The sequence below is a fragment of the 'Nostoc azollae' 0708 genome, assembly GCF_000196515.1.
Lineage (GTDB): Bacteria > Cyanobacteriota > Cyanobacteriia > Cyanobacteriales > Nostocaceae > Trichormus_B > Trichormus_B azollae.
The window spans coordinates 1,179,857-1,201,681 of record NC_014248.1 but is presented as its reverse complement, the minus strand read 5'-3'; the positions used below and the strand labels follow the sequence as shown (position 1 = coordinate 1,201,681).

At 38.9% G+C, this 21,825-nt stretch carries 19 protein-coding genes and 7 pseudogenes; 10 read left to right on the top strand and 16 right to left on the bottom strand.

What is annotated here, in order from left to right; translation table 11 throughout:
- Positions 1-168: 168 nt before the first annotated feature.
- The 3 genes from AAZO_RS33350 to AAZO_RS05415 all read left to right on the top strand — a co-directional run bounded on the left by AAZO_RS33350 (position 169) and on the right by AAZO_RS05415 (position 1,899).
- Positions 169-408, top strand: coding sequence for a hypothetical protein (locus AAZO_RS33350; protein WP_144031241.1), 240 nt, complete (start codon positions 169-171; stop codon positions 406-408).
- 199 nt (positions 409-607) lie between these two features.
- The gene (locus AAZO_RS05420; protein WP_013190476.1) at positions 608-1,624 is read left to right on the top strand and encodes a glycoside hydrolase family 43 protein; all 1,017 of its coding nucleotides are present in this window, start codon (positions 608-610) and stop codon (positions 1,622-1,624) included.
- A gap of 35 nt (positions 1,625-1,659) precedes the next feature.
- Positions 1,660-1,899, top strand: coding sequence for a hypothetical protein (locus tag AAZO_RS05415; RefSeq protein ID WP_013190475.1), 240 nt, complete (start codon positions 1,660-1,662; stop codon positions 1,897-1,899).
- Between the two features lie 215 nt (positions 1,900-2,114).
- Here the strand turns inward: AAZO_RS05415 and AAZO_RS37000 are convergent, their stop codons facing one another.
- The 9 genes and pseudogenes from AAZO_RS37000 to glf all read right to left on the bottom strand — a co-directional run bounded on the left by AAZO_RS37000 (position 2,115) and on the right by glf (position 8,484).
- Positions 2,115-2,297, bottom strand: coding sequence for a hypothetical protein (locus AAZO_RS37000; protein WP_228371517.1), 183 nt, complete (start codon positions 2,295-2,297; stop codon positions 2,115-2,117).
- 16 nt (positions 2,298-2,313) lie between these two features.
- Positions 2,314-3,111, bottom strand: a pseudogene (locus AAZO_RS40950) (SDR family oxidoreductase).
- A gap of 247 nt (positions 3,112-3,358) precedes the next feature.
- Positions 3,359-3,508 carry a hypothetical protein gene (locus tag AAZO_RS36985; RefSeq protein ID WP_228371516.1) on the bottom strand — a complete coding sequence of 50 codons (150 nt, stop codon included), beginning with the start codon at positions 3,506-3,508 and terminating at the stop codon, positions 3,359-3,361.
- Positions 3,509-3,522: 14 nt separating this feature from the next.
- Positions 3,523-3,966: a hypothetical protein gene (locus AAZO_RS36980; protein WP_228371515.1), complete on the bottom strand. Its 444-nt coding sequence runs from the start codon at positions 3,964-3,966 to the stop codon at positions 3,523-3,525.
- Positions 3,905-4,174 carry a hypothetical protein gene (locus AAZO_RS36975; RefSeq protein ID WP_228371514.1) on the bottom strand — a complete coding sequence of 90 codons (270 nt, stop codon included), beginning with the start codon at positions 4,172-4,174 and terminating at the stop codon, positions 3,905-3,907. The genes AAZO_RS36980 and AAZO_RS36975 overlap by 62 nt, the downstream gene beginning before the upstream one ends.
- A 197-nt stretch (positions 4,175-4,371) precedes the next feature.
- Positions 4,372-4,632 carry a hypothetical protein gene (locus AAZO_RS05405; RefSeq protein WP_041639521.1) on the bottom strand — a complete coding sequence of 87 codons (261 nt, stop codon included), beginning with the start codon at positions 4,630-4,632 and terminating at the stop codon, positions 4,372-4,374.
- Between the two features lie 114 nt (positions 4,633-4,746).
- Positions 4,747-4,905, bottom strand: a pseudogene (locus AAZO_RS42285) (C4-dicarboxylate ABC transporter); the annotation flags it as partial.
- A 94-nt stretch (positions 4,906-4,999) separates the two neighbouring features.
- Positions 5,000-6,673, bottom strand: a pseudogene (locus AAZO_RS43370) (IS1634 family transposase).
- Positions 6,674-7,320: 647 nt separating this feature from the next.
- Entirely contained in the window at positions 7,321-8,484 is a 1,164-nt protein-coding gene (gene glf, locus AAZO_RS05385) for a UDP-galactopyranose mutase (RefSeq protein WP_228371513.1), read from the bottom strand.
- Here glf and AAZO_RS28880 point away from each other — a divergent pair.
- Positions 8,478-9,582: pseudogene (locus AAZO_RS28880) on the top strand (IS630 family transposase). The gene glf and the pseudogene AAZO_RS28880 sit on opposite strands and share 7 nt — an antisense overlap.
- A gap of 28 nt (positions 9,583-9,610) precedes the next feature.
- Here AAZO_RS28880 and AAZO_RS43365 read toward each other — a convergent pair.
- The 3 genes and pseudogenes from AAZO_RS43365 to AAZO_RS05355 all read right to left on the bottom strand — a co-directional run.
- Positions 9,611-10,978, bottom strand: a pseudogene (locus AAZO_RS43365) (glycosyltransferase); the annotation flags it as partial.
- A 280-nt stretch (positions 10,979-11,258) separates the two neighbouring features.
- A pseudogene (locus AAZO_RS32705) lies at positions 11,259-12,310 on the bottom strand (IS630 family transposase).
- Between the two features lie 99 nt (positions 12,311-12,409).
- Positions 12,410-12,793 (bottom strand): SDR family NAD(P)-dependent oxidoreductase, encoded by a 384-nt coding sequence (locus tag AAZO_RS05355; protein ID WP_013190472.1) that lies wholly within the window; start codon positions 12,791-12,793, stop codon positions 12,410-12,412.
- Between the two features lie 202 nt (positions 12,794-12,995).
- On the opposite strand from AAZO_RS05355, the pseudogene AAZO_RS28875 reads away from it, so the two are divergent.
- Positions 12,996-13,393: pseudogene (locus AAZO_RS28875) on the top strand (DUF429 domain-containing protein); the annotation flags it as partial.
- Between the two features lie 46 nt (positions 13,394-13,439).
- Here AAZO_RS28875 and AAZO_RS05350 read toward each other — a convergent pair.
- Together AAZO_RS05350 and AAZO_RS34935 are read right to left on the bottom strand one after the other, a co-directional pair.
- A complete protein-coding gene (locus AAZO_RS05350; protein ID WP_013190471.1) occupies positions 13,440-14,558 on the bottom strand; it encodes an FAD-dependent oxidoreductase in 1,119 nt (372 codons plus the stop codon).
- A gap of 33 nt (positions 14,559-14,591) precedes the next feature.
- Positions 14,592-14,756, bottom strand: a complete 165-nt coding sequence (locus AAZO_RS34935) for a hypothetical protein (RefSeq protein WP_013190470.1) — start codon at positions 14,754-14,756, stop codon at positions 14,592-14,594.
- Between the two features lie 284 nt (positions 14,757-15,040).
- On the opposite strand from AAZO_RS34935, the gene AAZO_RS05345 reads away from it, so the two are divergent.
- The 3 genes from AAZO_RS05345 (at position 15,041) to AAZO_RS05330 (ending at position 19,219) form a co-directional block, all read left to right on the top strand.
- Positions 15,041-15,637 (top strand): pentapeptide repeat-containing protein, encoded by a 597-nt coding sequence (locus AAZO_RS05345; RefSeq protein ID WP_228371512.1) that lies wholly within the window; start codon positions 15,041-15,043, stop codon positions 15,635-15,637.
- 239 nt (positions 15,638-15,876) lie between these two features.
- Positions 15,877-17,358 carry a pentapeptide repeat-containing protein gene (locus AAZO_RS05335; RefSeq protein ID WP_013190468.1) on the top strand — a complete coding sequence of 494 codons (1,482 nt, stop codon included), beginning with the start codon at positions 15,877-15,879 and terminating at the stop codon, positions 17,356-17,358.
- 373 nt (positions 17,359-17,731) lie between these two features.
- Positions 17,732-19,219 carry a S8 family peptidase gene (locus AAZO_RS05330; protein ID WP_013190467.1) on the top strand — a complete coding sequence of 496 codons (1,488 nt, stop codon included), beginning with the start codon at positions 17,732-17,734 and terminating at the stop codon, positions 19,217-19,219.
- Between the two features lie 31 nt (positions 19,220-19,250).
- Here the strand turns inward: AAZO_RS05330 and AAZO_RS05325 are convergent, their stop codons facing one another.
- Complete coding sequence (locus AAZO_RS05325) at positions 19,251-19,487, bottom strand: hypothetical protein (RefSeq protein ID WP_041639509.1); 237 nt, start codon at positions 19,485-19,487, stop codon at positions 19,251-19,253.
- A 252-nt stretch (positions 19,488-19,739) separates the two neighbouring features.
- On the opposite strand from AAZO_RS05325, the gene AAZO_RS25895 reads away from it, so the two are divergent.
- Both AAZO_RS25895 and AAZO_RS34930 read left to right on the top strand, forming a co-directional pair.
- On the top strand, positions 19,740-20,069 hold the full coding sequence (locus AAZO_RS25895) for a hypothetical protein (protein ID WP_081462702.1): 330 nt from the start codon (positions 19,740-19,742) through the stop codon (positions 20,067-20,069).
- 265 nt (positions 20,070-20,334) lie between these two features.
- The gene (locus AAZO_RS34930; RefSeq protein WP_187289604.1) at positions 20,335-20,472 is read left to right on the top strand and encodes a hypothetical protein; all 138 of its coding nucleotides are present in this window, start codon (positions 20,335-20,337) and stop codon (positions 20,470-20,472) included.
- Positions 20,473-21,344: 872 nt separating this feature from the next.
- Here AAZO_RS34930 and AAZO_RS36955 read toward each other — a convergent pair.
- Positions 21,345-21,749 (bottom strand): tubulin-like doman-containing protein, encoded by a 405-nt coding sequence (locus AAZO_RS36955; protein ID WP_041639507.1) that lies wholly within the window; start codon positions 21,747-21,749, stop codon positions 21,345-21,347.
- Positions 21,750-21,825: the final 76 nt, after the last annotated feature.

Genomic DNA, 21,825 nt, shown 5'->3' with positions numbered 1-21,825 from the left:
TGTTTAAACTAATAAATCCTAAATTTATTGATTGAATGGAGATAAATACTTGAATTTGCATCACTATGTTTGGTGCAAAATATAGAATTGCGTTAATTCATAAGAATCAACTTTTTTACCTAGTGAAGAGGGATTAAGAAAAATTGGCCTAGGTGAAATTGCTATGGAATGTTTTTATATGCAGCCCGGAGATGTAATGATGCGATCGGCTTTACCACAGCATTGGGGTTAAACGAATCGAACAAACCAGTCCGGACTGATGATAGTTATGGGCTATGTTATGCACTCGTTACATACATCAAAGGTAGATTTAACCCTGCAAAGAGATTATTACGAAAGCCTACCCGAAGAGTTACAAAAAATGTTGGGATGTTAGGTTCTAGAACAACTACCACAGGAAAAAGCTAAAACTTACATAAATTTCAAGTATTAGTTATTGGTCATTAGTAACTAATAGCTAATGATGAGGCTACTGATCAAGAATTGTTGACTATTGAGTGAAAAAAATAAGGCTAGAAGCCCCTTAATTGATGGGTGGGGTGATGAATTTTGAATTCTCTGAAGGGATTGACTATGAAATACACTAATCCAGTCTACAAAGGTTATTTTGCCGATCCTTTTGTTTGGTAGCCAGCATCTGGGAGTATATTATGGAATTGGAACGGGTGCAGCAGAGGCAGCAGGAACAGTAGACGAAATAGCCACTCCTCTAGATTTTGACCCCAACAAACTGCAAGTTTTTCCTCTGTTACGCTCCTTCTACTTCGTGAATTGGCATTATGTTGGTAACGCACCACCGCGACCAGATCCCACCTTGGGAAATAATTTTTGGGCTACCGAAGTTGCTTACTCGGACGGTAAGTTTTACCTATCCTACTCTGTAGGACATGAAGACAAGAATCATCAGTTGCGTATAGCCCAAAGCGATACTCCAATTGGTCCTTATGAAGATATTGGTGAACCAGTTACAGACTTGAACACCTGCGCTTTTGCGAGCGACCCCCACCCATTCCGTAATGACAATGGACAATGGTATTTGTTTTACGCCCGTCATCTCCTAGATATAGAGGGTGGTGTAGGTGTGGGAACAGCACTTGTTGTAGACCTACTCCAAAACATGACAAAGCTCGCTGGTCTTGAGAGAGTTTTCTTGGGTGCGCGTTGTCATTGGCAGGGGGTTCTAGCTAACCGCTTGATGTATGGTAAAGTTTTTGATTGGCATACGTTAGAAGGTCCCTGTGTCCGCAAACACCAAGGACGCTACTATTGCTTCTATAGCGGTGGGTGCTGGCAAACTGAAAACTACGGTGTAGATTATGGAGTTGCGGATAGTATCATGTGTCCTTATTATGATGGAGGTAAGGAAGCAGGTCCACGGGTGCTAAAGTCTGTTTGTGGTTATGTTGAAGGCCCAGGCCACAACTCAATCGTTTTTAGTCCATATGGTAAAACTGAGTATATAGCCTATCATGCCTGGACAACAGAGGTAGGGCACATCTGCTTAGATAAGCTCCTTTGTACAGTAGATGGTCCGCGTTGTGAGGGTCCGACTTGGACAAAACAGACTATTGATGTGAACAAGTCCTATCAGAAGATAGAAAACTTACAAGAAACTAAAAGCTAGTGTTATGGAATCACCTGTTGAAAAGGCACAAATCCATGACATCCAAAACCCCTCCAGACAATCGGCAAGACGAAGGTAAATATAATCCTGAAGATAATCCTGGTACGGAAACGACCGTACCAACTACGGAAGAGGGTGATACTCCGCTCGATGAAAGATATCGCATGACTGGTCAAGAATCAGGTACAGATGTTCGTCCGGGTGCTGAACCTGAAGTAGCTGGAGGTGCTGTTACTAGGCCTGGTCTTCCCAATCAAGGAACAGAATCTCGTTGACACACTCAGGTCTAGATATACTGAGTTTCCAGCATAGTGGGAAGTCTTATGTACGAAGAGAAGGCAGGGGAGTGGTAACGCTCCCCTAATAGTCTCAATCAGGGTTTCCAGGATTTAAGCATAAACAGGATTTTTATTGTTTGAATTTTGTACCTCATTTACTTGCAATATGCACTATATTCCATTTTATCTAAAATTCTGACTCCTGACTCCTGCTATATTTGGCATTCATCGTAATACCAAGAAAGAGCATCTTCCAGACCAGGCATTAACTCACCTCGACTACTACCAAGAACGCTATAAGTTGGACCAGGAGCAATAAAACCAAGTTGCTGCGTAGGTAAAGCAATTAAATTTTCCACACTCACACCTGCTGTTTTTGCTGCCACCCTTGCCAAGTTTACCCAAGAGATTTCACCATTTATTAGCTAAATGCCACAACCCAGTTTCACCGTCTATTAATAGATCAAGACTAGCATTAACTAAATCAGGTACATAAGTAGGGGAAACAATAATATCTTGTGCTGCTAGAAATTCCTCTCGTGCACTGAGTTGACCCAGGGCAATAGTTACAAAGTTGTACTCATCCCAAGGACTAAAAAAGGCACTGGTGTGAATTACCAACGATGTAGGACAAGCCTGTAATACCCGCTTTTCTGCCAAAGCTTTACTACATCCATAGACATTTAAAGGAGAAATGGCATCAGTTTCTATATAAGGTTGAGTGACAGGACCATTAAATAAATACTAAATCTAAAGAAAAAGTCACCAACTGTAAATTATGTTGAGCGTAAAAGGTAGCTAATATTTACGTGCTAACTGTATTTACAGGTAGATGGCTTCCTGTTCGCGCTCTGCATCATCCACCCGCAAATATCCCACACCATTGATAACAGCCCAAGGTTGTAACTCAGTCAGCACTATATCAACAGTCACAGGATGGGCAATGTTCATCTCTTGCCGTGTGAGTAGATGGTAGGGAATTCCTCGGACTTCACACAACCGATCAAAAGCCTTTCCCAGTGTGCCTCTAGCACCAATAATGACTAGGGGACGATGGGAAGTAGAGGAGAGTATAGATTCTTCTGTCCATTTCTCATCTAGTCCGCAACTCACTGGTGGGTAAACTAAATGCTCTGGACGATGCCACCAACTAGGTATATCAAGCACTGGGTGATTTGGATTGTATCCTGCGGCTAAATCACATATCATTTTAGCGATCGCTGTTTCTCTGGGTTGAGAAGAACGCAAATCAAATACACTAGACTCGTAGTTACCCACCCAAGGAGTTACCAAACTATTCCAATCATAAGTACCCAAAAGCGCCCAAACTGTAATAGCACGGATATCTACACCCTGTTCTCTTAATTCCTGCGCCCCCTTCCACACCTGATAAAAGCAGCGCAATTACTCCTCACGGGTACAGTTGAGGTGAACTTCAGTCACAGCGAAGGCAATTTTATACCATTCCCATGTCTCTTGCAGTAAGGTAGGTGGACCTGGCTGGTGCACCCTCACCACAAACTCGCACCGCCTCTATATCTGCATAGTGATCCTGTCCATTACGACCATGAGTCCAAGTGGGATATTTTTCTAAATGGTCATCCAAAAAGCGATCACTCGTTATGTAGTGATTAATTCCAATAATGTCCGGTGGGCAGGGATGTTGTCAAAAAACTCAAATTCACTTTCACTAATCCCGCAATAGCGCAGATAACCCCAGATATGATGATTTGGGCTAACTCGACCGCATAATAAATCAAAAGTCAACCACCGACGCTCATTTTCAAACTCTGCTTGATAAGCTAACTTTGCTCTACTGTAGACCTTACCCAAATCTTCTGTTTGCACGAGTTCGGCGTTAGGATTAACTTCTCGGATAGCCTGCATTGCCAAACACACACCCCGACATTCCCCCAACAAAGCCCGTCCAAAAGTTAACTGCTCCTGTCCGTGAGGATACCAGTGACCATACAGGGCACTAAATCGAGCCGTTGTTAAAGGTTCATTGACAGGTGTGTAATACGTTACCCAAGGATAGAGTTGTGCGATCGATCGCGCGGGCAACCTCAGCCAATTTCTCTGGAAATTCAGGGTCTACTAAACTGGTATAACGTGGGCCACTTCCGTGATGTAACAATCCCACAATCGGACGAATACCAAGTTCTTGTAATTTCCCCAACCGGACATCCGCCCAAGACCAATCACTATTTGTCAAACCATTGGGTGCGATTCTTTCCCACAATACAGGATAACGAATTGCCTGTATACCCAATTAATTGTGCAAATAATTCTAAATCCTCTAAGTGCGTTCCATGACCATTGGGTTATAACCCACATTCGGCACCATAAAGTGCCACAGAGAGAAATTATGGAGAGAAAAAATCCAAGGGAGCATAAAAATAAACATATGCAGTGAAGAAAGGCATTGGAGAAACAGTAAAGCACCAGAAATAGCATCAAAAGCTCTTCTCAATAAGGAGCAATAAGAAAGAACAGAGTTGTGCGATCGATCGCGCGGGCAACCTCAGCCAATTTCTCTGGAAATTCAGGGTCTACTAAACTGGTATAACGTGGGCCACTTCCGTGAGGCACCAATCCCACAATCGGACGAATACCAAGTTCTTGTAATTTCCCCAACCGGACATCCGCCCAAGACCAATCACTATTTGTCAAACCATTGGGTGCGATTCTTTCCCACAATACAGGATAACGAATTGCCTGTATACCCAATTAATTGTGCAAATAATTCTAAATCCTCTAAGTGCGTTCCATGACCATTGGGTTATAACCCACATTCGGCACCATAAAGTGCCACAGAGAGAAATTATGGAGAGAAAAAATCTAAGGGAGCATAAAAATAAACATATGCAGTGAAGAAAGGCATTGGAGAAACAGTAAAGCACCAGAAATAGCATCAAAAGCTCTTCTCAATAAGGAGCAATAAGAAAGAACACCGCCCAGGGGAGTCAACAGATAAATGAAGATATTCAAGAGATCAATCATAACTTAGACTAATAGATTGAAGTAAAAAAAGAAATTATGGACATAGTAAAATAGAGATATAAATCAAAGACATTAGCTTATTTTCTGATAAGAATTAAATTAATAGAGAGGAAAAATAGGTAAGTAATTCATAGTAGCGAAAACAATACTCTGATAAAAGATCCACAATGAAATCTCTCTATTGAGTCCAGTAACACATGTGTTTCTCTTGGTTAACTGTAACTAAATGAATAGACTGAAAGCATGGAGAAATCCAGCGTAAAGTGGGGCGGTCAGTTGGTTTGCCAAATTGATTTTTTAAGGTTGATTTAGACTCTCTCGAAGCCGCTCTAATTTGTCGTTGTGCTAAAGTGTAAACCAGCAGACATAAACCCATAATCATTCCCAGGGGCTCTATTCTCTCTGGACTTTTTAGGAAAATACTGCCTGCAAAAAATAATGGGTCTTTGAGAAAAGTAAACCCTCTCTGGCAAGACTGTTGAGCTTTATATTGAGCTTTATATTCACTCAAGATGGAGTCATGGGTAAGTTCATTAGAACTCAAAAGCTTTGTAGCAATAATAAAAGGCCCTGCCCTCAGAAATTCTGTATTAATTTTACTTTCATTCTGGGAGACTGTAGCTGATATTTCAGAGGATATCTCTCCTGAACTATCTTTTTTCTTAGATTTGATTTGAGTAACTTTACTCTGGTTAATTTGGTGATATTTGAATTGTTTGAATAGTTTAGATAACCCCTTGATAGCATCAGCTTCACAAGCAAATTTTTCTGGTGATAACTTTTTCAAATCTTGCACAGCTTTTGATTCTGCCTTGGTAATTTTTTGTGAGAGTTTACCCAGGTCTGATTCTCTTCTTTCTTGACTTTGCACTACTAACCATCTTTGTTCTATTCCTGGATAATTTACTGTTTCTGAAGCTAGTTTATATCCGGGTAAGTTACTATCAACAAATTGTGGTTCTGGTAATGTTGATATTAATCATTGTGCTGATTTTACGCTTAATGGCACTGGACATAACCAGCTTAAATCTGACATCATTTTCAGATTCGATTCTGTATATAAGGCCCAGTCTGCTACTATGAGACTGTTAACTTTTAGTTAACTTTCAATCGTTCTTGGTACTCTACTGCTATTTTAGCGAAGCATGATGAATCTGCTTGGTTTCCCGATGCTAGTTTTAACAATATATATTGGTATGTCTCCATCTCCTGAACATATCATTTCTATTATAATGAACTGTTTTAACTCCGGTCTATGGTCACCAGAATCACCATAGGTGATGGTTATTCCTTTTGGTGATTTTACTGCTAATTCTTCTATTTCTTGATTATTTCCTACTTTTTGACTCTCAAATATTACTTCTGGTAAGCTGGTATTATATTGCCCATGTATGTGCATTTATGATAAGTCCAGATGCCCTGCTCATAGGGATACTCCAAGTGTTTGGGCTGCTTTTAAGGCGACAATAAAAAATATTCTATCCAATCCTTTTATAAATAGTTTATCCATGACTCTCCCCAGTTTATCATCCTTGAGATATTCTGGTGTTACTCCTGGTCCTATTAGATACTCACAGGGGATTGTTTCAAAATCTTGGGGAAACATATATAAGGGCTTTTATACAAATCCTAACCCGTTGATTATCATGGCTTTTACTACATGACCCGGACTTACTTTCTCTCCAACTTCAAGGATTATTTCTACTACTCCTATGGCGTCTATTATTCCTGCTACTATGCCTAAATGGTCTAGGTTTTGAATTTCCATTTTTTGAAGCTTTGATTTCACAACAGAATTATCCACAACTCCTGTTGTGATTAAATCATTTCTTCTTCTGTTCTAATTTAATTTTTAAATCATTAAATTTTCTTTTCTTTTATCTTCTTTACAAAACTTTATTCTCTCACTCTATTACCATTTTAATAATACTTATTCTTATTAAACCTTTTCTTCCTTGCAGGGGCTTTAGTTCCTGTGTACTACTATTTGTGACAGTGAGGGTACAGTTAGGGTGCGGAAGGTGGGTTCTAACTGATCAAAATACTGCTCACCCACTCGATTCACAGTAAACTCCACACCACGCCATATTTGTCAAGAAAGTTCTGATTGCTCAGTTTTGAGTTTCGAGTCGAAAATAGAAGTCATAATTTGCAACTTAAAACGATGTTTTCTGTCGAAAAACAGCTAAACAGGAGAATGCAGAGACGTTATACATTTGTATCTACTTAGGTTAAAAACGTTGTCCCACAGCCATTTGACCCCTCTTGAATAGCTATGGTGTACACACAAAAGACTTTGGACTTCTGTATACACCTTAGATTGAGGGGAGATTTTGGTTTAGTAAAAGCGGGGTGGGGTTATTCATGACTCCATAAAAATGTAAAGTTCCTCAAAACTCAAGCCTTGATAGCAATTTATTTATACACAGAAAAAGCCTGATCTACACATTGATCCATGTTGTAGTACTTATATGTCGCCAGCCGTCCTACAAAGTGGCTCCCCGCTCTGGTATCTACCAAAGCCTTGTCTTGCTTGTAAATTTCCTGATTTGCTGGACGTGGTACAGGGTAATAAGGATCTCCTTCAGCTTTCGGAAATTCGTAAACGATGTTAGTTTTAGAGTGTTCCTGACCAGTTAAGTATTTAAACTCTGTCATCGGTGTATACAAGTGTTCATTGGGATAGTTGATAACTGGTGCAGGTTGAAAGACTTGGGTATTATGGGTTTCATACTCGAAATCAAGGGAGTGATAGGGTAACTTAGCATAGCGGTAATCAAAGAACTCATCCACTGACCCTGTATAAACCATTTCTCGACAAGGTATAGCTTTTTGAATTTCCAGATAATCAGTGTTAAGCATCACCTTAATATTGGGGTGATTTAACATATTCTCAAATAACCGTGTAAAACCATGCAGTGGCATGGGTTGGTAAGTATCAGTAAAATAGCGAGCATCGCGGTTGTTGCGAGTAGGGATTCGGGCAATTACTGATTTATCAAGTTCCGATGGGTCGAGTCCGCATTGCTTGCGAGTGTCACCCCGGAAAAACTTTTCATATAATACTCGTCCAACTTTGCTGACAACCACATCTTCTGAGGTGTAAATATATTTTTTTGGTTCAGCAAGTGCTTTGAAAAAATCTTCGACCTCAAAAGAATTAAGATCCATGCCATAGAGTTTGTTAATAGTGTCAAGGTTAATAGGTATGGAGACTAATTGATCATCTACACTAGCAAGGACACGATGTTCGTAAGAACCCCACCGAGTAAAACGCGAGAGGTATTCAAAGATTTCGCAAGAGTTGGTATTAAAAATGTGGAGTCCGTATTTGTGGACGAGAATACCATGCTCATTGTAATGATCATAGGCGTTACCACTGATGTGATTGCGCTTGTCTACAATCAGCACTTTCTTACCAGACTGAGTTGCTAACCGTTCAGCAATAACACTAGCAGAAAAGCCAGCACGAATAATTAGGTAATCAAAAACAAAATCTCTAGTAGTCAACCAAGGCAATGTTGCTGGGTAAGCCCCTCTAATTGATAAACTAGTCAAAAAAGGGGTTGACCATGGCAAAAAAGTATGTTGTAGATTTAAGCGAAGAGGAAATTTTACAACTGCAAGCAATCCTCAAAAAAGGAAAGCACAAAGCAAGAAGTATAACCCGTGCAAACATTCTTTGAATGGCATCTGAGGGAGAAACGGACACGGCGCTGCCGCAGTTCGAGTTCATGTTGCCACGGTGGAAAGGACAAGAGAAAAGTTTGTGATTGGTGGATTAGAGTTTGCTTTAAAGGATGGGGAAAATCCACCAAAACCCAAAAAATTAGATGAAAAACAAGAAGCATTTTTGATTGCGACTGCTTGTTCTAATCCGCCAGAAGGAAGAGTGTGTTGGACAATGCAATTATTAGCGGAGCATTTAGTGAAGGTTGGTATTATAGATTGAATTTCAGACGAAACAATACACCAAACTCTAAAAAAAATGACATTAAACCGTGGTTAAAAGAACAGTGGTGTATTCCCGAAGTTAACCCAGAGTATGTGTTCAGAATGGAAGATGTTTTGGATTTGTACAATGAGCTATATGATCCGAAAAAACCTACACTCTGTGTAGATGAACGCCCATATCAATTAGTAGAAGAAGTAAGACTTCCTTTGCCACCAGAACCATATCAGCCTGAAGGTTATGATTGTGAGTATAAACGCAATGGTGTTGTAAATTTATTTGGCTTTTTTGAACCAATAGCCGGGTGGAGGCATATTGAAGTTACACAACGTCGGACAAAAGCTGATTTTGCTAAACAATTAAAAGATTTAGTAGATGTTTATTACCCCTAAGCTGATGTGATACCTTTACTTGTTGATAACCTAAACATTCATACTCCAAGTGTTTTATATGAAGTTTTCCCTCCACAAGAAGCACGCCGCATTATTCGGAAATTAGAGTTTCACTATACTCCTAAACACGCTTCCTGGTTGAATCAAGTAGAAATTGAATTATCAATTTTATCTCGCCAATGCTTAGAACGACGTATTCCTAATGTAGAAATATTATCTTCTGAAATTGCTACTTGGGAGTCACAGCGTAATCAACAAAAACCCAGTGTTTATTGGGGTTTTAAAACCAAGGATGCACGTCAAAAAATGCAGCGTTTATATCCGAGCATTTAACCCAGCAAAATTGCCTTGGCAGACTACTAGTAATGATATTGGGTGCTTGTTGTCCAGTAATGGCAGCAAGATTATTTTTCTCCTCTCCATCACGGGTAGCTATAGCAGAGTCTATAAACTTCATTATTGAAGCCCAAGTCCGATCCCACGAAATTTGTTCTAAAAAGGCATCTACTCGACTCAACCACCCTGATGCTTTTGTATCCTGTTGCATTGCTTGTTCCGCTGCGGTGACGAAATCAGAAACCGTGTCTGCAATGCGTACTAATTTTGACTCTCCATAGGGATGCACCACATCCCGAATACTGGTAGATAAAACAGGTTTGCCAGCTGCAAGATACTCAGGAGTTTTAGTTGGGCTAATAAAGCGCGTTGCTTGATTGCGGGCAAATGGTAACATTGCCAAATCCTATCCTGCCAAATATTCAGGTAGCTGTTGATAGGTTTGAGCACCGAGATAATGGATATTCTCGGACTGTGGTAGGATGGCTGGATCAATTTTGACAACTGGGCCAACTATGACTAAATGCTAGTCAGGACGTGCATTGGCAATACCTTGCAGCAGTTTAATATCCATCCGTTCATCAATTACACCAAAGAAACCCAGACGGGGATGGGGAATATCTGCTTCATCTGCTGGTTCTGACCTCTCCCCTAACCCCTCTCCTGCAAGGAGAGGGGAACTGGAACTTTTCTCCTTCTTCCCTGGAAGGGAAGGGGGTTGGAGGGTTAGGTTTCTTGCTTGTCCAAAGTGGGCTATATCTACACTGCTGGGAAACGCATAGAGATTTGGGTGCTGGTTAACTTGACTTTCGTAAAGGCTTTGTCCCCCTGTAAATACTAAGTCTGCACGGCGAAATAGTTCAGCTTCGTAATTATTTAAAGTTAGTGGCGCTCCGTGAAATCCAGATAACTCATCCATGCAATCATATTATTACAGCCTGGGGTTGTAATATATGATTGCCATTGGTGTGTAGTACCAACAAATATACTTGCGGATGTTATACTCTGTAAAAAAACCATCAATCAGAATTTGTAAATTTGCGTTGACAGATTCCTCACTTAAACCTTCTGGTAGATAGGGAATAACAATAACCACCCCACTGGTATCTCGGCTAATATCCAACCTTCGCAAATCTTCCTGGTTAAAATTAATTGGTTCTTCAATAAAAAAGACCCGCTTTCCTTGAGCACAGCGACTAAGAAGATGTTGAGGTCTTTGATAAACAAAATGCCAACGGAAATGAGATAGACAGACAATATCAGCCGTATCTGTTAATGCTCCTTTTGGTTGACGAGATTTATTTGATGAGGATAAATTTAATGATGATACACCTGCTGATTGCGATTTACCTAGATCAAGTTGCTTTGTATCACTCAACTTTGAAGACGCAATAGGACTAGGACCGTCATTTTTCTTTGATTGTTTTCGTTTGCTATATTATATATATTTTCATCTATTTACAAATAGGGCTAATAAATTGTTAATAAATAATTAGTGTTTACCTCCTTTGCCCTTATCATCATTTATTTTGATCTTTCACATTTAAAAGAATAATCAATAAATTCTAAATTTCAAACTTAGCTTTTCATTCCGTATAAATTACAATCTAAATCATAGGTGTAAAGTCTTCCTCTACCTAAGATGATAAATATATATAGGAATAGTATTTGATCTATGGAAGTGCTCCGTACATCTGGAGAGACGGAAAATCAAAGGTAGTGTTTTGAATGAACCACTCAAACATCCACTTAAGATGAGAAAATGTTGGGATTAAAGCACGAAAACGTCGCAGCCAAGTTTTCCCTTGCAACCAAACATCTTCTATGGGGTTTTGAGAGGGACAGTTAGGAGCAAAGCGGACGCAATAAATTTTCCATTGCTCTAAAGGTAAACCTTGGTTAATAGATGCTAAAGGATTTTGAATTTCTTTTGAACGATGATAACTAGCTCCATCCCAAAAAATAAGCAATTGTTGGTTAGGTGACTCTTCTAGTAAATAGCTGAGATAATCAATAGTATTTTTTGAGTTAGCTGTATCATAGGTTTTCAACAATAAATTTTTACCTAACTAGTCAACTGCTCCATAATAAGTTTGTTTATCTCGTTCGTTACTAATACTAATTGGAATGCTTATTTCTTGGTCAGTTCTACCCCAAACCTATCCAATGCTATCTCCCCAAAGTAAATGACACTCATCTAATAGCAAAACTCTCAATAGCGCAGCTTCTATATCTTCTCGGCGGCTCGCCAACAATGATGAAATCTCTTTTCTTTTGCGGCAACTGCTTCTTCATTAGCTTTTGAATTTGCTGAAGATGTTTTCTTCGAACTAATTCCTGCCGCATCAAACAAATCGTAATAACTACGTTTTGATTCATAAAGTACATCATATTCAAAAGCCAGTTTACACTCAAGTTCGCCAAGCTCCCAACATTCCTTCGTTTGTAACCAAGCCAGTACTTCTTCTCTTTGTTGAGTATTCAAGTGGCTTTTTCTCCCTTTGTGTTTTAGGCACAGTCCTAAAATTCCATCTTTCTCATAGGCTTGTTTCCATGTTGTTATTGAACCAACTGAAACATCTAAAATTGTTTGAATTTCCTCATACTTGTAGCTTTGATAAACCAGCTTCACTGCCAATGTTTTTCTTACTTCCCTTGCATCTGGACGCTCATCTATAAATTCTTGTAGTTCTGCAATTTTAGATTGTAGCTCCTGGTTGCTCATTGTTAGCTATTAGATAAGACAGTTTCTCAGTATTATCTCTTAGTCTTTTTCAAAAATCAAATATGATTTCTATAGATACTCATAAATATGCCTCCAGATTTATTCGGTTTCAATGAGTCCTCCTGGTGCTACTGCATTTACCCGCACTCCATACATGGCTGCTTCTCTGGCTAAGGATTTAGTTAAGCCTATTACCGCTGCTTTGGATGCTGCATAATTAGTTTGACCGAGCTTGCCTTGTTCACCGGAAATTGAGGAAATACAAACTACTGAACCAGAACGGCGATCGTACATGATGGCGCTCATCATTCCCGACGAACAGACCATATCCACCGCATAACCGTTTATGGTGTCAGGCATCCCAATTTTGAAAGCTGCTTGACGGGGTAATGAGTGTCCATGTCCGGCTCTGAGTACATTACCAAAAATATACAAGTCTAAAGCATCCCCCGAAGTTCCCGCCTTTTCTAAAGCTGTACCCATTGCGCTCGCTCTTGAAAGTTTCTTTTCTCAAATACCGATGTCCAAAACCAGGACCGGTACAACCAGGACAAGCTTCTAGTAACTGACCAGTAGCGCAGATGGAGTTTTCTGTGTAGGATGACAGATAGATTGTCTAATGGCGGGACTAGTTCGGAAGTGGTGGGAAGTATTGGGATAAGAGGGCTTTGGGGTTTTAGGTATTTTTGTTCATGCAGCCACCGTCGAACCCCAAAAACCAGGAATGAATAGATCAAGTCGAAGTTTTTCCCCACCCAGCCAGCCATTGTCAACTTATTTGGATTAGAACGCATCCTCAAATATAAAAAAGGAAGAATAAGCGATCACCGTTTAGAATTAATCAAACTCCAAAATTATATTCTTGAGATTCTTCCTTCTCTTTTACCTCCTCTAAGTCTTATTGATTCTTTCCCTTTAGAAATTCCCACTACATGTGCAGCACTTAAAGAAACAGAAGATAAATTAGATAGCTTAATTTGCGCTTACGTAGGTGCCTATTGATAGTTTTGGGAGATACAAAGCAACCTAGTTTTAGGCTATTTAACCACAGGTTATATTGTCATACCAGTAGTAAAAAACTAGACAAAGCCACCCAACGACTTTTTCAGACTACAGGGATCTGTGGATTTTATTGATGGGGAGATTGTGCCATAAAATTCCGATCAATACAGTCTTTCCAGCACCACCATAACTGATGAGATGGTAAGGGCAAAATGGCTCTATTAGCTAATACACGTCCGTCTCCTGTAACAATTAAGCTGAAATAAGCTGTTTGGGGTTTGTATGGTTTCAGAGATTCTCCTAAAATCATGCTTCGTAAATTCTCATACAGCGGGTTGCCTTTATGCACCGCAAATACACCAGCTTTCGGTAATTGATAATTAATCATCTTGGCAATATCACCTGCGGCAAAAATATGAGGATGCGTCACAGATTGCAAATTATCATTTACTAAAATAAAACCTTGGTCATCAGTACCAATTCCCGCAGCCTTCAACCAACTTCCTGCTGAAGCGTGTGTCACCCAAAACACTTGATCACAAGTTACCATTAAGCCAGATTCACATTTAATTGTCAGCCCCTTATTTATTAGCTTTACAACCTCACACACCCTTTCACCTAAATGCAATTTAACATCTTGATTACTTAAAATATCCCGCATAATTCGTCGCACTGATTGGTGATGACTTGGCATTAATTCTTTACTACTTTGAAATAAATAAATTTCCAATTTTCTCACACCGGCAAGTATTGATAATGCCAATTCCACATCACCACCACCAACAATGGCAATATTTAGAGCTTTTTGAGGATTCCTAACTGCATTTTCCTGTAATTGATACCAATGTTCTAAAAATTGCGCGACAGGTTTTGCAGCAATTGTATATTCTACTGCACCTGGTACAGACAACTTTGTAGGTGTACTGCTAATATTAATAGACAATATATCAAAATCTACCGTAGGTTGGTTAGCACAAAGCACTTTACGATTTTTTAAATCCAGTCCAATTACATGATCAAGACATAACTGAGCATGAGCAAAATTGCTTAAACTTTGCAAATCTATATCGCACTGTGAATAACTATAAAATCCTGCAATATGTCCGGGTAACATTCCTGAATATGGCGTATATATATCTGGTGTAATTAAAGCCAATCTGACTCCAGATAAAGGTTTATTACCAAAAAGTCTCAATACAAGGGCATGACTATGACCACCACCAATCAGCACTAGTTTTTTGAGCATTACATAATTTCGGATTATAAAGGACTTCCTGCATCAGCTTTGTAGTTTTTTATTTGTCACAATCATTATTCTTGCTGGCAACATCCCAATCAAATTAAAAACTACGGGACTAATTAAAAAACTCTTTGAATCTCTCGTTCCTTCGGGTTCTTTGCGTTCTTTACGTTCTTTACCTTCTTTACTGTTTGTTTCTTTCATGTCATGCCTTGGATACTTTGTAAAGTCAGATAAAAATCAACTTACACATTTGGGTTGTTTATCAATACGAAATTAATGTAATTAATTCATCCAGGTACTGAAACTTAAACACTAGCATAAATGACTAATAACTAGTTATAAATTACTGAGTCCCTACAATGAAAATGTTAAGGAACATCATTATTATTAATGATACTCCAATGATAAAAATCATTCTTTGCATGCTGGAAATTCAGGAGAGAATCAAACATAATCTACATAATAATTTGTATCAATCTTACTTAATGGAGGTTATCAAAAGACTGGAAAATTATCCAATAGAAACCAGTCTATCAGCAATTAAGGCTTTGGAGCATCTTGTTGAAGTTAATCCAGAATACCACTGGACAATTATAGATATGCTGACTAAGTTTGTGCGAAATACAACCACCAATCTATGCTCACAGGAAGTAACAGGTGATTCCTCGGCAAACATGCGAGCAGTAATTCAAGCAGCCATGACCGTAATAGTGAGAAGAGATACAAACAAAGATCCAGAAAATGAGCAGATTGACTTAAGTTATACAGACTTAAGGGGAATAAACTTACAAAATGCCAACCTAGAAAAAAGTAACCTTTATCAAGCGAATTTATCAAAGGTAAATCTTTCTGGTGCAAACCTAGAGTGTGCAATACTCAGTGCATCAAATCTCTCTGGTGCAAATCTCAATTTTGTCAATCTCTCTGGTGCAATACTCAGTGCAGCAAATCTCTCTGGTGCAAATCTTTCTGGTGCTAATTTACATCGAGCTAATCTATATTTAGCTAGTTTACACGATGCTATTTTGAATGATACCATGCTTGATGGAGCGAATTTAAGGGAAGCTAAGTTGAACTTTTAAGAAATAAGGTTGTAGGGTAATAAAAACAGTTACTTTGATTCGTAGCGAGTGGTTTACTGCCATTTTGACAAGTTTTAAGAAACAAAATATACCAAGAATACTAAAGGGAAGGGGAAAAGGGAAAAATTTTTCCCCTTTTTCGTGAGAAAAGTTTAGATATCTAAATTTGAAGCTAAATGCTATACTATTTTTTTTAATCATCTCAGTAATAACTCATTATTGTGAAGCATCTTTCTGGTATGTCTGCTAAAAAGACAGATGCAACATTACATTGGTTGCTCACCATCATCCTTATTGTTGCTCTGTCCTTAATACTGATTGTCTTCGCATCTACTAATATTGAGAAGTTATCACTTCAGCAGCGAATAGCTAACAAAAACCAAGCATTAACCACCACTGCTATAGTCTTTCTGGGTTTAGCTGTTGCACTTAATGCTTATTACGCAGCCAAGCGGAATCAAGTCATGGAAAGAAATGCTATTACGGCGGAGAAAACTCTGGCAATTGGCATTGAAAATACTAAACTCACCCAAGACAAACTCATTGCAGAACGATTTATTGGCTCTATTGCTCAGTTAGGACATGAAAAGGTAGAAACGCGCATAGGTGCTATTTATGCCTTGGAAAGAATTGCCCAGGATTTCCCTCAAGAACACTGGACAATTATGGAAATTCTCACTGCTTTTGTTCGTGAAAATGCACCTGTACAACCGGAGCGAAAGCCACAAAAACCAGAAGATATCATGGCGATTGATTTCGGGAAAAATCGTGACAGAGTGCGTCGTCAACAATCAGTAGATTATTCTCTCTCATGGGAATCTTTTAAACTTCGTACTGATATTCAAGCTGCTTTGACTGTCATCGGTAGACGCAATTTTCAACAAGACCGAGAAAATCAAAAACTGGATTTACGCAATACTGACATCAGACGAGTAGACTTAGCAGGAGGTAAACTACAAAGAGTGGATTTGCGCGGATCTGATTTGTGTGGTGCAGACTTGCGGGAAGTTGATTTAAGTGAAGCAGACTTGGATGGTGCAAAACTTATTGGTTCGATTCTTTATGAAGCCAACTTATTTAAAGCGAGTTTACGGGGAGTTAATTTGAATCGGGCAAATCTGAATCTCGCTAATTTATATGGAGTAAACCTACGTTCAGCTAATTTGTGTGGTGCAAGTTTGCGTTCAGCTAATTTACAAGCTGCTAACTTGTATAAAGCCAATTTGCAACAAGCAACTCTCAAAGCTGCTAATTTGTCTGGTGCTAAGTTATTTTTAGCTAACTTGCAAGGGGCGAAATTGGGTAAAACTAATTTAAGTTCAGCCGGCTTGACTGCTGCGAATCTGGAAGGTGCAAATCTCAATGGTGCCAATCTGCAAGGTGCAAATTTAAACGCTGCAAAATTACAGCAAACGGATATCTATTTTGCTAATCTCAGTGAGGCTAGTTTGACAGAAGCAGATCTACATAATGCTAATTTGATGGGAGCAAATCTTTCTCTAGCAACGCTTGATGAAGCTGATCTGTCCTGGGCTAATTTGATGGGGGCTAACTTATCAGGCGCTCATCTTTGTGATGTTAAACTGACTGGAGCGATTTTAACTGGGGCGAAAAACCTGGAATCTGAGCAGATAGTTATGGCGTTAGGCGATTGGACTACTCGTCTGCCTGATTATATCGATTATATCGAAGCGCCAGCCAGTTGGCTACAATCTGTTTAAATATCTAATTCAATCTCTAAAACATCCCTTCTTGCTACCTTGGGTGCATTCTACGTTTTTATTAAATTTTTATAATTTTGACTACATTAACCCTCGTATTTGAAATTATTCCGACTATATTTATTCTTATTAAATGTTCACATTAAACTCCCAAGTAAGTTATTAAATCATGACTTATCAATTGTCATGATTGCTTGTTTTCTAATTAGTAAATTCGTAATCAAAATAGCTTTCTATATTTGTCAATTCATAGTAATTATTAAGCCAAGGTGAATAGCTGGCAATTTCAAAGGAGTTTCAAACTTTTTTTCAACCAAGCTTTATTCAATTTAGGCTGTTACAAAACCATACTATGTTTAAGGATAAAAATCTGATGAAATTTGATACTACTAACAACTTCTCTGCTCAGAAAGAACTCAATATTGCTGGTATTTCCACAATTGATACATTTCAAACTCAGGCTGACAGTAGTGTAAGTTGGGGTAATCGTAGTAGTTTACCATCACAGGAAACTAGTGAGTTTGTTGTCACCACTAGTAGCTATAACTCCAACAATGGCTATGGCTTAGTCAATGCAGGATCAGCAGTCAGTAAAGCCGCTGAAGATAGTCCTTATACAGATGCTCCTAAACTGGGTAGAAATAGTTGGGGTGCTGATTTAATAAATGCTCCCACAGCGTGGGAACATGGATATACAGGCCAGTCCATTATTGTTGCCGTTTTAGATACTGGAATTGACTACAACCATAATGATTTGAATGATAATATCTGGACAAATAATAAAGAAATTGCTGGTAATGGTATAGATGATGATGGCAATGCTTATATTGATGACTTTCAAGGTTGGAACTTTGATAGTAATACCAATAATGTTTTCGATGACAATGGTCATGGAACTCATGTTTCTGGAACTATTGCCGGAGAAAATAACAGTGATGGTGTGACTGGTATTGCCTATAATTGCAAAATTATGGCAGTAAAAGTTTTAGATAAAAGTGGTTCAGGTTCTTATGCAAATATCGCTAATGGTATCCGTTATGCCGTAGATAATGGCGCAAATGTGATTAACCTTAGCTTAGGAGGTAATGTTTCTAACAACACTCTCAAAATAGCTATTGAATATGCTGGCAGTAACGGGGTAATTGTTGTTATGTCCGCAGGTAACGATGGCGACTCTACACCATCCTATCCGGCTCGTTATGCCAATGATTCAGGAATTGCTGTTGGGGCAGTAAATCAAAATAATCAACTGACTGATTTTTCTAACCGTTCTGGTTCTCAAGAAATCAAATATGTCACTGCTCCAGGTGAGAATATTTACTCCACACTGCCAGGTAATAAATATGGTAATTACACTGGCACTTCTATGGCTGCTCCCCATGTAGCTGGGGTAGTGGCGCTGATGCTTAGTGCTAACCCCAACCTGTCAGAAAGCCAAGTGCGCGACATGATCACAAGTACAGCTCAAAATGGGACAAACTCTCAAGAACCTAGTCAGCCTTCAAATCCAATGCCTTCTATACCCTCTAACTTTCCACCTCTAGATTCTTTCTTTCCTATCAATTCGATCAATATAGGTTCTCAATTTCCTTTTGATATAGGTTCACTATTTCCGCTAGGTTCTCAAACACAATCAGCTACGCAATTACCACCAATTATTTTGTCTGTTGGTGATAATAGTTTACAGTTGAAGTTTGGTAATGTTAGTACGGGAACTTCCACAACTGCATACTTCACTTATGACAGTGAAAATAAACATAGGTGGGCATTGCGTTATTTTGACACCACTGGGGTTACATACACTTTTGTTAATGATGGGGATATTGAAGCGGAAGATTTGTTTAAGAACTATTATCCCTAGTCTTTATATTTAGCATCAGTAAAAGGCATGGCTAATTTAAAGGATTGTACTTTGAGAGTAACTTATCTAAAGGCTTAGGTTCATCAGTATTTAAATCTGGTGTTGAAGTTGTGGAATTTTCTAGTTTATCAGAAATTACATCGGGATCTATTTTTTCTATATCTTCTTTAAGTTGGTCATATATTTCCTGAAAAGTAAATTCAGTTGCTAATACCTGCTCTACTCTCATGCTAGTGAGAGGGCTATAAATTTCCTCAATAAATGCCAAGATATCAGCTTTGATATCTCGGCATTTATTAATTCGACCAACTTGTTAAATTTGGAGACTGTTTTCGATACCAATGGATAAGCTATGCTCCACTAATTTTTGGTCTTTTTGATTGCAAATTGACACATTAGATAGTATGAATAAAAGGATTATCAGTATTACCTTGATGGCTCACTTCACTATAATTTCCGAGTAAGGATTCAGGTGGTGGGGTATTGACAAGTGTGATAGGTGAGGTAGAATATAGCAGTTATGGAAAAGAAGCTGCCACCAAAACTAGACAGCAAGATATTGAGGCAGTTGGCAACAGAGCAACTGGTAGAAATCATTATTGACCAGGGGAAAAGTATAGAGAACCTAACAAATAGAGTAGTAGAACTGGAAAAAGAAATAGAGAAACTCAAAGTCAGTAGAGATTTAGAGACCATAACATTATCCAAACCACCCTTGGGAGACATCCTCAAAGAAACCGAGAACAAACAAGAAGATAAACCAGAAGAAAACCAGACACCAAAACGGAAACCAGGAGGACAACCAGGCTATAGGGGAAAAAGGAGAAAGGGGTTTGGTTGGAGTAGATAGAATAAATTTGAGATGGTGGGACGGCAAGTGTGTGGATGGTGAGGTCAGGGGCAATTGTTTGGCAAACCAATAAAAATCCAAACACAACAAGTAGGGGAGTTAGTGGACAGGCCAATGGAAGTGGATTTGGAGTGTGTGTGGGGAAACACGAAGGGCACACTGGTCACCAGAAATAGTACTGGGACAAGATATAGGAATCACAGGACAAGCTTTTTTGGCATGGAGCAATAACTAGGGCCATTGACCCTATGAAAAAGAATATTTCTTGTTGTGGGAACTCGGTCAAATAGAAATTGGAGTGGGAACACTAGCAGGTACCAATGAAGGAATAGATGGTCCAGTGGCTCAAAGTATTCATAGCCTCAAACAGTTCATATCCTTGGGCATGAAACACCCTGGGTAGTCAAAGGGGTGAAACAATGGTTATGGATTTTTGCCAATAGTGACTTCCCTTTATTTCATGGGTCCTGATACTCCTTGTCCTGGCGAATTAGAATCCATTGTGGGTTCAAGTTACTCTGGTGTACTCAGTTCTGATGACTTTACTGCCTAGAACGATTATGCGGTCACAGCTCAACAGAAATGTCAGGCATATCTACCCTACCCCGTCACTTCAAGACACTAATCAAGATTCCTGGCTTCAATCACCAAGAAATTGGCACAAAATTCATCGACCTCATAGATGAAGGTTTTAAAAACTACCCTTTATTCCAACAAACCCAAAACCTTCATGAATTCTTGACTTGGCCATCCTAGTTTCAACCAAAAGTTGAATCTTCCATTCATTTATTGATCAAGCCCTAGGGGAACCTGGTAAAGTTTTACCTTCCTTAGGCAATAGACCTTGATCATAATTTAGCTGAACTAAGGTTAGGTTTAGGAGTGACACAACGAAAGGTCTGTGGTGGTTCTCTTTCTCTAGAGCTATTCCAACATCCTGCCGATTTATTGACGGTTATACAAACTTGTCGCCGTCAAGCACTTTCTCTAATTGAGTTTTTTGACCAACCTATGAAAGCCATGGTTCACTCTGCTTTCCACACACCTTCTTTAATCCCTCTACCTTAGAGCTGAATCCTTACATTTTGTTCTATATCTTTATAGATCCTGTCTAGGTTAATGTGAATACGTTTACACTTTTCCTGCTGTTGCCAAATCAGCACATATATTATCAGCAACGTTAGCAGTATATAAACCGATTTGCGAACAAATTTGAACATATAAACCATCTGCAAAGATGTTTAACAAATCATCAACACAACCAACTACAGTACCCTATTTATTAATAGCATCAATCACAAATACAGTATCGAATAGGGGACGCTCAGCTTTAACTTTAAATCCACCATAATCAATTTCCATTGTATTGCTAGGTGTCAATGCCCATAAGTATTTTATTTCTTTAAGAGCACCATAGGCATTTGATTTCACCATGGTAGTTGGGGACAGATTGGCAAATACTCTCGGTAGAATAAATACTCCTGTAATTTTAGCAAAAGTATTCAGGTATCGCTGCGCTGAAAACGCTACATCTAAAAATGTACCGCTGCCAGTTCCTCCCGCTAAACTTCCAACAATGGAAATTTCTACACCATCAGGATTAGAAACTTGAAAGTTATCTGAAAATGCTTGTTTCTTAGTGCGAATTTCACAAATAGCATTGATGGCTTGTCCAATCAAACTATTAATATCACCTACTTTAGCGAATAATGCTAGCCTGCCTCTTGCCCGAATCTATCCAGCACCGTTAATAATA

What these genes read in the sequence shown, in the direction of transcription:
- AAZO_RS33350 (WP_144031241.1), top strand. Translation starts at nt 169, where the DNA reads ATGTTTTTATATGCAGCCCGGAGATGTAATGATGCGATCGGCTTTACC.
- AAZO_RS05415 (WP_013190475.1), top strand. Translation starts at nt 1,660, where the DNA reads ATGACATCCAAAACCCCTCCAGACAATCGGCAAGACGAAGGTAAATAT.
- AAZO_RS05355 (WP_013190472.1), bottom strand. Translation starts at nt 12,793, where the DNA reads ATGGGTACAGCTTTAGAAAAGGCGGGAACTTCGGGGGATGCTTTAGAC.
- AAZO_RS05350 (WP_013190471.1), bottom strand. Translation starts at nt 14,558, where the DNA reads ATGCTCAAAAAACTAGTGCTGATTGGTGGTGGTCATAGTCATGCCCTT.
- AAZO_RS34935 (WP_013190470.1), bottom strand. Translation starts at nt 14,756, where the DNA reads ATGAAAGAAACAAACAGTAAAGAAGGTAAAGAACGTAAAGAACGCAAA.
- AAZO_RS05345 (WP_228371512.1), top strand. Translation starts at nt 15,041, where the DNA reads ATGGAGGTTATCAAAAGACTGGAAAATTATCCAATAGAAACCAGTCTA.
- AAZO_RS05335 (WP_013190468.1), top strand. Translation starts at nt 15,877, where the DNA reads ATGTCTGCTAAAAAGACAGATGCAACATTACATTGGTTGCTCACCATC.
- AAZO_RS05330 (WP_013190467.1), top strand. Translation starts at nt 17,732, where the DNA reads ATGAAATTTGATACTACTAACAACTTCTCTGCTCAGAAAGAACTCAAT.
- AAZO_RS25895 (WP_081462702.1), top strand. Translation starts at nt 19,740, where the DNA reads ATGGAAAAGAAGCTGCCACCAAAACTAGACAGCAAGATATTGAGGCAG.